The sequence below is a fragment of the Streptomyces sp. NBC_01320 genome (assembly GCF_035974375.1).
GTDB classification, from domain to species: domain Bacteria; phylum Actinomycetota; class Actinomycetes; order Streptomycetales; family Streptomycetaceae; genus Streptomyces; species Streptomyces yanii.
Genome location: NZ_CP108390.1, coordinates 4,666,448 through 4,681,374, shown reverse-complemented (window position 1 = coordinate 4,681,374; position 14,927 = coordinate 4,666,448). Strand labels below are relative to the sequence as shown.

Here is a 14,927-nt window from a genome sequence, read left to right as displayed (position 1 = left end):
TGTCTGCGCGTGTCTCTCCAGGCCGGGCGGGAATGCGATCAGTAGACTGAGAGGCGCCGCGACTGGCGCGCATCCCGGCAGGGGTGCTCCGTGGAACCGACCACGAGGAAGCGGCACACTCCGGGCCTGCCCGGAGGCGTCACCGCCGGAGAGCCGTCCGCCTGGGCATCCGGGTCCACGCCGCAGCAATGCGCCAGACCCGGGAGGATCCCGTGACGACACCCGAGAACCGCCGCCCCGCACTCACCGCCACCGACCCGGAGCTCGCCGCCCTCGTCACCGCGGAGGAGCGGCTCCAGGCCGACACCCTGCGCCTGATCCCCAGTGAGAACTACGTCTCCGCAGCCGTGCTGGAGGCCTCCGGCACGGTGCTCCAGAACAAGTACTCCGAGGGCTACCCCGGCAAGCGGTACTACGAGGGCCAGCAGATCATCGACCAGGTGGAGACGGTGGCCGTCGAACGGGCGACATCTCTCTTCGGCATGGATCACGCCAATGTGCAGCCGTACTCCGGCTCGCCCGCCAACCTCGCGGTGTACCTGGCTTTCCTGCAGCCGGGCGACACCGTGCTCGGCATGTCGCTGCCGATGGGCGGCCACCTCACACACGGCTGGGGCGTCTCCGCGACCGGCACCTGGTTCCGCGGTGTGCAGTACGGCGTCCGCCGCGACACCGGCCGTATCGACCTGGACGAGGTCCGCGACCTGGCCCTCGCCGAGCGCCCCAAGGTGATCTTCTGCGGCGGAACGGCAGTGCCCCGGGAGATCGACTTCGCCGGCTTCGCCGAGATCGCCAAGGAGACCGGCGCGGTCCTGGTCGCCGACATCGCCCACATCGCGGGCCTGATCGCGGGCGGCGCCCACCCCTCGCCCGCCCCGTACGCCGACGTGGTCTCCACCACCACCCACAAGACCCTGCGCGGTCCGCGCGGGGCGATGCTGCTGAGCCGGGCGGAGCACGCCCGCGCCATCGACCGCGCAGTCTTCCCCGGCCTCCAGGGCGGCCCGCACAACCAGACGACCGCAGCGATCGCGGTGGCCCTCAAGGAGGCCGCGACCCCCGGCTTCAGCGCCTACGCCCATCAGGTCGTGGCCAACGCCCGCGCCCTGGGGGAGGAGTTGGCCTCCCGCGGCTTCGACCTGGTCTCCGGCGGCACGGACAATCACCTCCTGCTGATCGACCTCACCGGCAAGGACGTACCCGGCAAGATCGCGGCGAAGGCCCTGGACCGGGCCGGCATCGTCGTCAACTACAACGCCGTCCCGTACGACCCCCGCAAGCCGTTCGATCCGTCCGGCATCCGCATCGGCACCCCCGCCCTGACCTCCCGCGGGATCCGCGCCTCCGAGATGGGCACGGTCGCGGAGTGGATCGATCGGGTGGTCGACGCGGCGCGCACCGGTGACGAGGCCGTGGTGGAGAAGGTGCGCGCAGAGGTGAAGACCCTGATGGACGCGTACCCGGCGCCGGGGCTGCCGGTGGGCTGACCGAGTCCGACCGCTCCGTCGGATCCTGCGCTCCCCGGATCCGGCGGAGGTCAGGACAGTTGGCGGACGCCTGGAGAAGCATGTTCGCCCCAGGTTAGGAAATACCCGGAATGCCCTGAAATCTGAAGTGTCAGACCTTGATGGCGGTGATTCGGCTGCCGCACAGCGCGATGAGGTCTTCCGGGTCGGAGGTGATCACGGTGGCGGGTTGGGGGGAGGCGAGGGCGGTAGCGCCGAGCATGGCATCGACGGCGTACTTGTGGCCGTGCAGGCCGGCGTCAGCGAGCAGGGTTGAGGCGTGGCGTGCGATCGATTCGGTAACCGGCTCGACGACAAGGCGGGAGAGGGTCCACTCCAGGGCGGGGCGGTTGATGTGAGGGTGGGTTACTTCCACGAGGGTGGCGGCTGACGTGATCACGCGCAGGTCGTCGGTGCGGGCGAGGGCGAGCCAGGCGGTGACGGTGCGGTCGCGCAGCACGGCCTTGGCCAGTCCTTCGCTGTCGAGGACGAGCGTGCCGCCCGGGACGGCGGGGGGGGGGCGCGTCACGCCGCGTCCGCCCCATGGTGGGCCTGCTGCCGGCGTGCCTGGTGGAGCTCATCGCGGAGGCCCTGGATCTCATCCTCGGTGATGGGTCCGTGTTCGGCCTCGGCAACCTGGATGAGCTCATTGAGGTTGTCGCGCTCGATCTGGCGGGCGACGGCAGCGGCCACGTAGGCGGATAGACCGGCGAGTGAGCTGCGATCACCCCTGAAAACCCACTCGCCACTCACTTGCGATCAGTGACGCACAACGACAAAGGGTCGGACTCAGTGAGACTGAGTCCGACCCTTTGTGCTTGGCACTTTGCCTGGTCAGCGGCTTGATCACGCTGTCCGGACTGCGGTGCCCCCGGCAGGATTCGAACCTGCGCACCCGGCTCCGGAGGCCGATGCTCTATCCCCTGAGCTACGGGGGCGTGTCGCCGTACTGCTTGGTGACGGGTGAAACATTACCAGCTTCCGGCGGGTGTCCGTGAACAGGTATTTCCGTGCGGTCACTGTCGCGCGTCGCCCCCGCGCCCCGGCGCCGCCGTGCCCCGCGTCGCCGGCCCGGTCGCGCGCCCGTCCGCAGGGCCGCCGTGTCGGCCATGTGCCCCCCGCCGACCACCCGTCCGGGGCCGGAAATGGGCAAAACCCGGACGCGGCCCCTACGCCCGACCTACCCTCGGGGTGTGTCAGGGGCGTGTGGCCGCGTGCTTGTTGTCGACGACAACGAGGTCATCCGGCAGTTGATCAGGGTCAATCTTGAGCTTGAGGGCTTCGAGGTCGTGACCGCGGCCGATGGTGTCGAGTGTCTGGATCTGGTGCATCAGGTCTGTCCGGATGTGATCACCCTTGATGTCGTCATGCCCCGGCTCGACGGTCTGCAGACCGCCACCCGGCTCCGTTCCGATCCCCGGACCAGCCATCTGCCTGTCGCGATCATCAGCGCCGGTACGCAGTACGACGTGGACAACGGCGTCGCCGCCAGGGTCGACGCCTTCCTGGCGAAGCCCTTCGAGCCGAGCGAGCTGGTGCGGCTCGTACGACAGTTGGCGAACAGGGAGGCCCCGCCGTCGATCGACGGCAGACATCCTGCCGGGAGGGCGGAGAGCGCCGCGGGCTGACCGCATGGCGAAACCGGGTCGCGAAAGGCACCCTTCCCTCCCCTACGCTTGTCCCGTGACCCCCGCCGATCTCTCCAGGACCGTGCTGCACGCTGTGCGCCGCGCGGTCGACGAGGACGTCCTGCGCGCGCCCGTGCCCGCGCGGGTGCGGGTGGAGAGGACCAGACCCGGCGGGACCGGGGACTACGCCTGTGCCGTCGCACTGCAGCTGGCCGGCCCTGCCGCGCGTCCGGCCAGGGAAGTGGCCGAGATCCTGCGGGACCGGGTTGCCGGTGCACCCGGGATCGGGCGGGTCGACGTCACCGGGCCCGGGTTCCTGAGCTTCACCCTCGACGCGTCGGCCGATGTCCGGGCGCGCGAGGCACTCGTCCGCGAGGTGCTGGCGCGAGGGACCCGGTACGGACACGGAGACGCGCTCGCCGGAGACATCCTGCAGTTCAGCCACGCCCGCGAGGTCCGGGCGGCGGTCACCGCCCACACGCTGCGCGCGATCGTGCGCACGCAGGGCGCGCTGGTGCGTACCAGCTGCGACGGGTCGCCCGACCCGGACTGGGCGCGGCTGGGTGTCCATATCGACGCACAGGGGAAGCCGCCGGCTCCGCCCACCGCCGTCCGGCCCGTTCCCGCCGGTGCCGGTGCGGGGGAGCTGCTGCGGCGGCTCGGCCGCGACGCCACCCGGTGGGGACTGCTGCGGCCGGCCGGACACGACCACGCCCCGCTCGGTGCGGAGCTGCTCGTCCAGGGCGCCGGCAACCCGCTCTTCCTGGTCCGTTACGCCCACTCCCGGGTCTGCGCCCTCACTCGCGGCGCGGCCCTGCTCGGATTCACCGGGACGTACGACGACGACATCGACGCCCCCGCGCTGCTGCGTACGTTGGCCGACTACCCCCAGGCTCTCGCCGCCGCTGCCCGTCACCGCGCGCCCGACCGGCTCGCCCGGCAGCTCGAAGAGGTTGCGCACGCCTTCTTCGACTTCCACGACGCCTGCCCGCCGCTGCCCAAGGGCGACGAGAAACCCTCGGCCGCCCACCGCTCCCGGCTGGCTGTTGCCGAAGCTGCCGGGGCGGTGCTCGCAGGCGGCCTGTCCCTGCTCGGCATCAGCGCACCCGAAGTCCTCTGAGAGACCTGAGAGAGCAGAGCAACACCATGAGCCGATCCGCACACCCCGCCGGTCCCCGTCACGCCGACGTCCTGACCGAGGGCCACTACGCAGCCCCGCCCGCCGACCTCAACGTCCTCGACGAGAAGGTCTGGGCCCGTACGGTCTCCCGCAACGACGACGGCGTGGTCGCCGTCGGCGGGATCGAAGTGACCCGGCTGGCCGAGGAATTCGGGACGCCCGCCTACTTCCTCGACGAGAGCGACTTTCGCGCGCGCTGCCGCGCCTGGGCCGACGCCTTCGGGCGGGACGCCGATGTCTTCTACGCCGGAAAGGCGTTCCTGTCGCGGGCCGTCGTGCGCTGGATCCGGGAGGAGGGGCTCAACCTCGACGTCTGTTCCGGTGGTGAGCTGACCACCGCGCTCGACGCCGGGATGCCCGCCGAACGCATCGCCTTCCACGGCAACAACAAGACCGTCGCCGAGATCGAGCGCGCCATCGAGGCCGGCGTCGGGCGGATCGTGCTCGACTCGTTCCAGGAGATCGTCCGGGTCTCGCACGTCGCGCAGCGGCTCGGCAAGCGGCAGCGCGTACAGATCCGGGTGACCGTCGGCGTCGAGGCGCACACCCACGAGTTCATCGCCACCGCGCACGAGGACCAGAAGTTCGGCATCGCGCTGGCCGGGGGAGAGGCCGCCGAGGCGGTCCGTCGGGCGCTCGCCCTCGACGGGCTCGAACTCATCGGCATCCACTCGCACATCGGCTCGCAGATCTTCGACATGGCCGGCTTCGAGGTCTCCGCCCGACGTGTGGTCCAACTCCTCGCCGAGGTGCGCGACGAGCACGGCATCGAACTGCCGGAGATCGACCTCGGCGGTGGTCTCGGCATCGCGTACACCCCCGACGACGACCCGCGCGAGCCGCACGAGATCGCCAAGGCGCTCGGCGACATCGTGACCCGCGAGTGCGAGGCGGCCGGGCTCGCCACCCCGCGGATCTCGGTCGAGCCGGGGCGCGCCATCGTCGGGCCCACCGCGTTCACGCTGTACGAGGTCGGCACCCTCAAGCACCTCGAAGGGCTCCGTACGTACGTCAGTGTCGACGGCGGCATGTCGGACAACATCCGCACCGCGCTGTACGACGCCGAGTACTCCGTTGCGCTCGTCTCCCGCCGCTCCGACGCCGAGCCCATGCTCGTCCGCGTCGTCGGCAAGCACTGCGAGAGCGGCGACATCGTGGTCAAGGACGCGTTCCTGCCGTCGGACCTCGCACCCGGCGACCTGATCGCGGTGCCCGCCACCGGCGCCTACTGCCGCTCCATGGCGAGCAACTACAACCACGCGCTGCGCCCGCCCGTCGTCGCCGTGCGCGACGGAGAGGCGCGCGTGATCGTCCGGCGGGAGACGGAGGAAGATCTCCTGCGTCTTGATGTCGGTTGATGAAATAGATGTCTCAGGATCCGGACGGGTGACAGAAACGCCCGTCCGGTGAGTGAGACTGGTCCACACATGAGCATGTATGAGAAACGAGGTCGGATGATGCGTACGCGTCCGCTGAAGGTGGCGCTGCTGGGCTGTGGAGTGGTCGGCTCAGAGGTGGCGCGCATCATGACGACGCACGCCGACGACCTCGCCGCGCGCATCGGCGCGCCCGTGGAGCTCGCCGGCGTCGCCGTCCGCCGTCCTTCCAAGGTGCGCGAGGGCATCGACCCCGCACTCATCACCACCGATGCGACCGCCCTGGTCAAACGGGGCGACATCGACGTCGTCATCGAGGTCATCGGCGGCATCGAGCCCGCCCGCACGCTCATCACCACCGCCTTCGAGCACGGCGCGAGCGTCGTCTCCGCCAACAAGGCGCTGCTCGCCGAGGACGGCGCCGCACTGCACGCCGCCGCCGAGCAGCACGGCCGGGACCTCTACTACGAGGCGGCCGTCGCCGGTGCCATTCCGCTCGTACGGCCGCTGCGCGAGTCCCTCGCCGGCGACAAGGTCAACCGGGTGCTCGGCATCGTCAACGGCACGACCAACTTCATCCTCGACAAGATGGACACCAGCGGCGCCGGCTACTCCGAGGCGCTCGACGAGGCCACCGCCCTCGGGTACGCCGAGGCCGACCCGACCGCCGACGTCGAGGGCTTCGACGCCGCCGCCAAGGCCGCGATCCTTGCCGGGATCGCCTTCCACACCCGGGTGAAGATCGGTGAGGTGCACCGCGAGGGCATCACCGAGGTCACCGCCGCCGACATCGCCTCGGCCCGCCGCATGGGCTGCACCGTCAAGCTCCTCGCCATCTGCGAGCGGGCCGCCGACGGGCAGTCCGTCACCGCGCGCGTGCACCCCGCGATGATCCCGCTCAGCCATCCGCTGGCCTCCGTCCGCGAGGCGTACAACGCGGTCTTCGTCGAGGCCGAGGCCGCCGGGCAGCTGATGTTCTACGGCCCCGGCGCCGGTGGCTCCCCGACCGCCTCCGCGGTCGTCGGCGACCTGGTCGCGGTCTGCCGCAACAAGCTCGGCGAGGCCACCGGCCCCGGTGAGTCCGCGTACACGCGTCTGCCGGTCAGCCCCATGGGCGAGGTCGTCACGCGGTACCACATCAGCCTCGACGTGGCCGACAAGCCTGGCGTACTCGCCCAGGTCGCGACGGTCTTCGCCGAACAGGGCGTATCCATCGATACGGTCCGCCAGCAAGGCCGAAATCCAGGCAGCGGCGACGAAGTCGCCATCGAGCAGGGTGGCGGCGGGCGACGGGCGGGCGGAGACGGCGAGGCATCCCTCGTCGTCGTCACCCACCGCGCGCCCGACGCCGCCCTCTCGGCGACCGTCGAGGCGCTGCGCAAGCTCGACACCGTGCGCGGTGTCGCCAGCATCATGCGTGTTGAAGGGGAGTAAGGACCCATGACCACCAAGGGCACCCACCAGTGGCGCGGCATCATCGAGGAGTACAGGGACCGTCTCCCGGTCACGGGCACGACGCAGGTCGTCACGCTTCGTGAGGGTGGTACGCCGCTCGTTCCCGCTCAGGTCCTCTCCGAGCGTACGGGCTGCGAGGTGCACCTCAAGGTGGAGGGCGCCAACCCCACCGGGTCCTTCAAGGATCGCGGGATGACGATGGCGATCACCCGGGCCAAGGAGGAGGGCGCGCAGGCGGTCATCTGCGCCTCCACCGGCAACACCTCCGCCTCCGCCGCCGCGTACGCGGTGCGGGCCGGTATGGTCTGCGCCGTCCTCGTGCCGCAGGGCAAGATCGCGCTCGGCAAGATGGGCCAGGCGCTCGTCCACGGCGCCAAGATCCTGCAGGTCGACGGCAACTTCGACGACTGCCTGACGCTGGCCCGCTCGCTCTCGGACAACTACCCGGTGGCGCTGGTCAATTCGGTCAACCCGGTGCGGATCGAGGGCCAGAAGACCGCGGCGTTCGAGATCGTCGACGCGCTCGGCGACGCCCCGGACATCCACGTCCTGCCGGTCGGCAACGCGGGCAACATCACCGCGTACTGGAAGGGTTACACGGAGTACGCGGCGGACGCGATGTCCACGCACAAGCCGCGCATGTGGGGCTTCCAGGCCTCCGGCTCCGCGCCCATCGTCCGCGGCGAGGTCGTCAAGGACCCGTCGACCATCGCCACCGCGATCCGGATCGGCAATCCGGCCTCCTGGCAGTACGCGCTGGCCGCACGGGACGAGTCGGGCGGCTTCATTGACGAAGTCACGGACCGTCAGATCCTGGCCGCCTACCGGCTGTTGGCCTCACAGGAGGGCGTCTTTGTCGAGCCCGCCTCGGCTGCGTCGGTCGCCGGTCTGCTCAAGGCCGCCGAAGAGGGCAAGGTCGACCCGGGCCAGAAGATCGTCTGCACGGTCACCGGCAACGGCCTGAAGGATCCCGACTGGGCCGTCGCAGGTGCCCCGCAGCCGGTCACGGTACCGGTCGACGCGGCCACCGCCGCGGAGAAGCTGGGCCTCGCGTAACCGGAACAACAGCAGCTCAACCGCCCCTTTTCGGGGCGGAGAGCGCATGGGAGGCGTGCGACACGCATCGTGCGCCTCCTGTGCGCCCTATGTCGCGACAGAACCTTCCTTCGATAAGCTGTACCCAACCTGCCACGCCGCACCTGCCGCGGTGCTGCCGTCGTGGCCATCGGGTTCTCCACAGGCTTACGAAAGATCCACCGCCACAATCCCCACCGCAACACATCCCCGCTGCCTCACAAGGAGAGTCGTCGAAGCGATGGCCGGTCCCGCCTTCCGAGCCGCCGCCGTCCGGGTGCGCGTCCCTGCTACCAGCGCCAACCTGGGCCCGGGTTTTGACGCCCTCGGCCTGTCGCTGGGGCTCTACGACGACGTCGTCGTCCGCGTCGCCGACTCCGGCCTGCACATCGACATCGCCGGCGAGGGTGCCGACACCCTGCCCCGCGATGAGAGTCACCTCCTCGTGCGCTCCCTGCGCACCGCCTTCGACCTGCTCGGCGGACAGCCCCGCGGCCTGGAGATCGTCTGCGCCAACCGCATCCCGCACGGGCGCGGCCTCGGCTCGTCCTCCGCCGCCATCTGTGCCGGCATCGTCGCGGCCCGCGCCGTGACCACCGGCGGCGACGCCCGGCTCGACGACGCGGCGCTGCTGGAGCTCGCCACCGAGATCGAGGGCCACCCCGACAACGTCGCCGCATGCCTGCTCGGCGGCTTCACGCTTGCCTGGATGGACGGCGGGTCCGCCCGGGCGATCAGGATGGATCCCTCCGATTCCATCGTTCCGGTGGTTTTCGTCCCCGGCAAGCCGGTCCTCACCGAGACGGCCCGCGGACTGCTGCCGCGCACCGTCCCGCACGTCGACGCCGCGTTCAACGCAGGCCGTGCGGCGCTCCTTGTCGAGGCGATGACACGGCGCCCGGAGCTGCTGCTCGCCGCGACCGAGGACCGACTGCACCAGGAATATCGCGCCCCGGCGATGCCGGAGAGCGTGGAACTTGTGAACCGACTGCGCGCCGACGGCGTCCCTGCAGTCATCTCCGGTGCCGGGCCGACCGTGCTCGCGCTGGCCGAGGACGGTGCGGCCGACAAGGTCGCACGGCTGGCGGGCGAGGGATGGGCGGCCAACCGGCTCACTCTCGACGCCTCGGGTGCGAGTGTGCTGCCACTCGCCTCGTAGCGAGAAGTGATTGCCGGTGAGTGAGAGGGGGAATGTTTGTTGGAGCCGGTAGTGTTAACCTCGAGTCTGCAACCGACGTCTACGTGGCGCGTTGCTTCGTGTCCCTTTCCGGGGCCACCATTTCTTCCGAGAGCCTCCCCAACTGCCTGAGCAGCCTGCCTGAGCAGTTTCGAGCACGCTCCGGAACCGGCACGACACCCCTCGCTTGTCCAGGAGTGGGCCGAGCAGGGGGATGCTCGCGCCGGACCCTTGCACATTCATCTCTCCGCCGTACACGGCGGACCACCGCCCCGGCACGGTCCGCAAGATCAAAAGACCGCAGTCGGACAGCACAACCGGTCGCCGAGCCAGAAGGCCGACGTCCGCTCCAGGGAAGGACCCTTCGTGAGCGACACCACCGATCTGATGGGCGTGACTGCCGACAAGACCGTCGACAGCGCCGCGCCCGCCGAAGGTGCTGCCACTGGCACCACCGCACGGCGCCGCCGCTCCGGCACCGGCCTCGATGGCATGGTCCTGGCCGAGCTGCAGCAGGTCGCGTCCGGCCTCGGCATCAAGGGCACTGCGCGGATGCGCAAGAGCCAGCTGATCGAGGTCATCAAGGAGGCGCAGGCCGGCACTGCTGCGCCCAAGGCCGCTGCCGCGGACGCCGAGACCAAGCCCAAGCGGCGCGCCACCTCCAAGTCGCGCACCGGGGACGAGTCCGCCGCCGCGCCCGCCGAGAAGGCCACGGCTCAGCAGCAGATCGACATCCCCGGCCAGCCGGCCAGTGACGACCAGCCCGCGGGTGAGCGTCGTCGGCGCCGTGCGACCGCGCAGGCGGGCAGCCCGGAAACCAAGGCGGAGCCCAAGGCCGAGGCCAAGGTGGAGACGCAGGCCGAGCCCAAGGGCGAGGACCGCTCCGAGGCGAAGGCCGAAGCCGCCGTGGACACCGCCGACGGACGCCGTGGCGACCGTGGTCAGCGCGGTGAGCGTGGCGACCGCGGTGAGCGCGGCGACCGCCGTGACCGCCAGCGCGACCGCCGTGGCAAGGGCGACGAGCAGGGCGGTGGCCAGGGCCAGCAGGGCGGCCAGCGCCAGCAGCGCCAAGGCCAGGGGCAGAGCCAGCAGGGTGGCGGCGGCCCGCAGGACGACGGTTACGACGACGAGGCAGGTGGCCGTCGCGGCCGCCGTGGCCGCTACCGCGACCGCCGTGGCCGTCGTGGCCGCGACGACTTCGCGAGCGACGCACCGCCGGTCACCGACGACGATGTCCTGATCCCCGTCGCGGGCATCCTGGACATCCTCGACAACTACGCGTTCATCCGGACCTCCGGCTACCTGCCGGGCCCGAACGACGTGTACGTCTCGCTCGCCCAGGTCCGCAAGAACGGCCTGCGCAAGGGTGACCACGTCACCGGTGCGGTGCGCCAGCCCAAGGACGGCGAGCGCCGCGAGAAGTTCAACGCGCTCGTCCGCCTCGACTCCGTCAACGGAATGGCGCCGGAATCCGGCCGAGGCCGCCCGGAGTTCCAGAAGCTGACCCCGCTCTACCCACAGGACCGGCTCCGTCTGGAGACCGACTCCAACGTCCTGACGACGCGGATCATCGACCTGGTCGCTCCCATCGGCAAGGGCCAGCGAGGCCTGATCGTGGCCCCGCCGAAGACCGGCAAGACCATGATCCTGCAGGCGATCGCGAACGCGATCACCGTCAACAGCCCCGAGTGCCACCTGATGGTCGTCCTGGTCGACGAGCGTCCGGAAGAGGTCACCGACATGCAGCGGTCGGTGAAGGGCGAGGTCATCTCCTCGACCTTCGACCGTCCCGCCGAGGACCACACCACCGTCGCCGAGCTGGCCATCGAGCGCGCCAAGCGTCTCGTCGAGCTGGGTCACGACGTGGTCGTCCTGCTGGACTCGATCACCCGCCTCGGCCGCGCGTACAACCTCGCGGCCCCGGCATCCGGCCGCATCCTGTCCGGCGGTGTCGACTCGACCGCGCTGTACCCGCCGAAGCGATTCTTCGGTGCCGCGCGCAACATCGAGGACGGCGGCTCGCTGACCATCCTGGCCACCGCGCTCGTCGAGACCGGCTCGCGCATGGACGAGGTGATCTTCGAGGAGTTCAAGGGCACCGGCAACATGGAGCTCAAGCTCGACCGGAAGCTCTCGGACAAGCGCATCTTCCCGGCGGTGGACGTCGACGCGTCCAGCACCCGTAAGGAAGAAATCCTGCTCGGCAGCGACGAGTTGGCGATTGTCTGGAAGCTGCGCCGGGTGCTCCACGCGCTCGACCAGCAGCAGGCGATCGAGCTGCTCCTGGACCGGATGAAGAAGACCCAGTCCAACGCGGAGTTCCTGCTCCAGATCCAGAAGACCACGCCCGCTCCGGGCAACGGCAACGACTGACCTCGTACCGTCCCGGCAGTCCTGGACCGCCGGTCGTCAAAAGGGCCGACCCCGTCACTTCGGTGACGGGGTCGGCCCTTTTTTCGGGTCTTTTCCTCGAACCACCCGATCCGAGACCTTCGCCACACGGCGACCGTTTCGCTTCCGCGCCCGATTTGGCTGTAACGGGCAAGAAACCGCAGGTGGACGCGGGATCACCGGCTGTTCACCGGCGCTGCGTGCGGGTTCAGTCCTCACGCGGGCATCACAGGCCGCTGTGCAACCCTTCAACGAGTCACGGCGTCGTACGAAGTGGCGACAAGGCGACACAACCAGTGCCCGAACACCACAGCAGGGGGTAGCCGGGAGCAGGCGGGGATCAAGGGAGACGGATGAGCGGGCAGAGCGGCAGCAGCACCCGAATACGCGCCACCGGCAAGCGCCGGAGGAAGCCGTCCCGCCGCCGCCGGGCCACGGTCGTAGCCGCCTGGACTGCGGCCGGTGTGGTCGTCGTCGGCGGTGCCGGGCTGGGATACGCGTACGTCAAGCTCAACGACAATCTCAAGGCCGTCGACATCAACGCCGCGCTCGGCAAGAACCGCCCCGTCGACGTCGACAACGGCTCGCAGGACATCCTCGTCCTCGGCTCCGACTCCCGCTCCGGCGCGAACTCCGCGTACGGCGTGGACGAAGGCTCCGCCCGCTCGGACACCGCGATGGTCCTGCACGTCAACAAGGGCCACAAGACGGCAAGCGTCGTCTCCATTCCGCGCGACACCCTCGTCACCCGCCCCGACTGCACGAGCGACACCACCGGTGAGACGGTCGCGGGCCAGCGGCGCGCGATGTTCAACACGGCCTACGAGGTCGGCGGACCGGCCTGCGCGGTCAAGACCGTCGAGTCGATGTCCGGCATCCGCATGGACCACTACGTCGAGGTCGACTTCACCGGCTTCAAGAAGCTCATCGACCAGCTCGGCGGCGTCAAGATCACCACCACGCGGGCGATCGACGACTCCAAGAGTCATCTGCATCTGCAGCCCGGCACCCACACCCTCGACGGGGAGCAGTCGCTCGGACTGGTCCGCACCCGCAAGAGCGTCGGCGACGGCAGCGACCTCGGCCGCATCCAGCTCCAGCAGGCGTTCATCAAGGCGCTGATGGAACAGGCTAAGGGCGTCGGGGTGTTCTCGAACCCCAAGACCCTGTTCGACCTCGCGGACACGGCGACGAAGGCCGTCACCACCGACTCCGACCTGGGTTCGGTCAAGAAGCTCACCGGCTTCGCCACCGGTCTCAAGGGGCTCGGCTCGAAGAACGTCACCATGGTGACGATGCCTGTGCAGTACGACCCGGCCGATCCGAACCGCGTCATACCGCTGGAGGAGTCCGCGCAGCAGGTGTGGACCGCCCTCAAGCACGACAAGCCGATCCCGGCCTCCGCCACCGAGAAGTCCGCGGGCGACAAGGGCGAGGCCGGTAAGGTCGTCCAGTAGACCTCCGTCACATCAGTAACAGGACAGTCGCGATGTGTTCCCGAACGGTCGGGAATAGTTGCGACCCGCCCCCGGTTTTGGGAGATACGGCCGGTCCTGGCAGACTGGTACGTCGGCCCCGGTTCACGGATGCGCAAATCCGCGCGTGCGACCCGGAGCCCTCCCGAACCTAGGAGACACCCTTGAAGCGCGACATCCACCCCGAGTACGTCGAGACGCAGGTCAGCTGCACCTGCGGCGCGTCGTTCACCACCCGGAGCACCATCGGCGGCGGCAACATCCGCGCCGACGTCTGCTCCGAGTGCCACCCGTTCTACACGGGCAAGCAGAAGATCCTCGACACCGGTGGCCGTGTGGCCCGCTTCGAGGCCCGCTTCGGCAAGGCTGCAGGCTCCGCCAGCAAGTAGCGAGCTCATGCGCCGGTCCTTGGCGCCCTCTTCCGGGGGCGCCGGGACCGGCGTTTTTTTCCGGCCGGGTGTACGGGTCCCCCGCACCCCGCCCGGACAGCACGACGCCGTGCAGCAGGCATATCGAGTAACTTCCCCGAGCTCTTGACGAGCAGGGGATACCCCACCCCCCAGGAGCCCCCGATGTTCGAGGCGGTCGAGGAACTGATCGGCGAACAGGCCGATCTTGAGAAGAAGCTCGCGGATCCCGCGGTCCACGCCGACCAGGCCAACGCGCGCAAGCTCAACAAGCGCTACGCCGAGCTGACCCCGATCGTCGGTGCGTACCGCTCCTGGAAGCAGACCGGTGACGACATCGAAACCGCCCGCGAGCTCGCCGCGGACGACCCCGAGTTCGCCGCCGAGGTCAAGGATCTGGAGAAGCAGCGCGAGGAGCTCACCGAGAAGCTCCGCCTCCTCCTGGTCCCCCGAGACCCCAGTGACGACAAGGACGTGCTCCTGGAGATCAAGGCGGGCGCGGGCGGCGACGAGTCCGCCCTCTTCGCCGGCGATCTGCTGCGCATGTATCTGCGGTACGCCGAGCGCATCGGCTGGAAGACCGAGATCATCGACTCCACCGAGTCCGAGCTCGGCGGCTACAAGGACGTCCAGGTCGCCGTGAAGACCAAGGGCGGCAACGGTGCCACCGAGCCCGGCCAGGGCGTATGGGCCCGGCTGAAGTACGAGGGCGGGGTGCACCGCGTCCAGCGCGTGCCGTCCACCGAGTCACAGGGCCGCATCCACACCTCCGCCGCCGGTGTGCTCGTCACGCCCGAGGCGGAGGAGGTCGACGTCGAGATCCACGCCAACGATCTCCGTATCGACGTCTACCGTTCCTCGGGCCCCGGCGGCCAGTCCGTCAACACCACGGACTCCGCCGTCCGCATCACGCACCTGCCGACCGGTGTCGTCGCCTCCTGCCAGAACGAGAAGAGCCAGCTCCAGAACAAGGAGCAGGCGATGCGTATCCTGCGTTCGCGACTGCTTGCCGCGGCCCAGGAAGCGGCCGAGCAGGAAGCCTCGGACGTCCGACGCAGCCAGGTGCGTACCGTCGACCGTTCCGAGAAGATCCGTACGTACAACTTCCCGGAAAACCGGATCTCGGACCACCGCGTCGGCTTCAAGGCGTACAACTTGGACCAGGTGCTCGACGGGGAGCTGGACGCCGTGATCCAGGCCTGTGTCGACGCCGACTCCGCCGCCAAGCTCGCTGCCGCATAAGAACGCCAGCCCCGCCC

At 69.8% G+C, this 14,927-nt stretch carries 12 protein-coding genes, 1 tRNA gene and 1 pseudogene; 11 read left to right on the top strand and 3 right to left on the bottom strand.

The features are described from left to right. Window positions 1–188: 188 nt before the first annotated feature. Window positions 189–1,487, top strand: coding sequence for a serine hydroxymethyltransferase (gene glyA / locus OG395_RS21055; RefSeq protein ID WP_442818582.1), 1,299 nt, complete (start codon window positions 189–191; stop codon window positions 1,485–1,487). 130 nt (window positions 1,488–1,617) lie between these two features. Here glyA and OG395_RS21050 read toward each other — a convergent pair whose 3' ends face one another. The 3 genes and pseudogenes from OG395_RS21050 to OG395_RS21040 form a co-directional block, all read right to left on the bottom strand. Continuing rightward, the gene (locus OG395_RS21050; RefSeq protein WP_327244342.1) at window positions 1,618–2,034 is read right to left on the bottom strand and encodes a type II toxin-antitoxin system VapC family toxin; all 417 of its coding nucleotides are present in this window, start codon (window positions 2,032–2,034) and stop codon (window positions 1,618–1,620) included. Continuing rightward, window positions 2,031–2,228 (bottom strand): annotated as a pseudogene (locus OG395_RS21045) (CopG family transcriptional regulator); the annotation flags it as partial. The pseudogene OG395_RS21045 and the gene OG395_RS21050, both read right to left, overlap by 4 nt. A gap of 143 nt (window positions 2,229–2,371) precedes the next feature. Then, window positions 2,372–2,443, bottom strand: a tRNA-Arg gene (locus tag OG395_RS21040). Window positions 2,444–2,650: 207 nt separating this feature from the next. Between OG395_RS21040 and OG395_RS21035 the strand changes: the two genes are divergently transcribed. From OG395_RS21035 to prfA, 10 genes are all read left to right on the top strand, one after another. Beyond that, entirely contained in the window at window positions 2,651–3,133 is a 483-nt protein-coding gene (locus tag OG395_RS21035) for a response regulator (protein ID WP_327244341.1), read from the top strand. Window positions 3,134–3,188: 55 nt separating this feature from the next. Next, the gene (nrtL, locus tag OG395_RS21030; protein WP_327244340.1) at window positions 3,189–4,253 is read left to right on the top strand and encodes an ArgS-related anticodon-binding protein NrtL; all 1,065 of its coding nucleotides are present in this window, start codon (window positions 3,189–3,191) and stop codon (window positions 4,251–4,253) included. A gap of 26 nt (window positions 4,254–4,279) precedes the next feature. Next, window positions 4,280–5,671, top strand: coding sequence for a diaminopimelate decarboxylase (lysA, locus tag OG395_RS21025; RefSeq protein WP_327244339.1), 1,392 nt, complete (start codon window positions 4,280–4,282; stop codon window positions 5,669–5,671). A 96-nt stretch (window positions 5,672–5,767) separates the two neighbouring features. After that, complete coding sequence (locus tag OG395_RS21020; protein ID WP_327244338.1) at window positions 5,768–7,123, top strand: homoserine dehydrogenase; 1,356 nt, start codon at window positions 5,768–5,770, stop codon at window positions 7,121–7,123. 6 nt (window positions 7,124–7,129) lie between these two features. Next, a complete protein-coding gene (thrC, locus tag OG395_RS21015) occupies window positions 7,130–8,200 on the top strand; it encodes a threonine synthase (RefSeq protein WP_327244337.1) in 1,071 nt (356 codons plus the stop codon). A 259-nt stretch (window positions 8,201–8,459) separates the two neighbouring features. Further along, the gene (gene thrB / locus OG395_RS21010) at window positions 8,460–9,377 is read left to right on the top strand and encodes a homoserine kinase (RefSeq protein WP_327244336.1); all 918 of its coding nucleotides are present in this window, start codon (window positions 8,460–8,462) and stop codon (window positions 9,375–9,377) included. A 384-nt stretch (window positions 9,378–9,761) separates the two neighbouring features. Then, window positions 9,762–11,768, top strand: a complete 2,007-nt coding sequence (gene rho / locus OG395_RS21005) for a transcription termination factor Rho (RefSeq protein WP_327244335.1) — start codon at window positions 9,762–9,764, stop codon at window positions 11,766–11,768. Window positions 11,769–12,139: 371 nt separating this feature from the next. Beyond that, window positions 12,140–13,243: an LCP family protein gene (locus OG395_RS21000; protein ID WP_327244334.1), complete on the top strand. Its 1,104-nt coding sequence runs from the start codon at window positions 12,140–12,142 to the stop codon at window positions 13,241–13,243. A 182-nt stretch (window positions 13,244–13,425) separates the two neighbouring features. Further along, a complete protein-coding gene (gene rpmE / locus OG395_RS20995) occupies window positions 13,426–13,650 on the top strand; it encodes a 50S ribosomal protein L31 (protein ID WP_037689259.1) in 225 nt (74 codons plus the stop codon). 183 nt (window positions 13,651–13,833) lie between these two features. After that, complete coding sequence (gene prfA, locus OG395_RS20990; protein WP_266981460.1) at window positions 13,834–14,910, top strand: peptide chain release factor 1; 1,077 nt, start codon at window positions 13,834–13,836, stop codon at window positions 14,908–14,910. The last annotated feature ends 17 nt before the right edge of the window (window positions 14,911–14,927 follow it).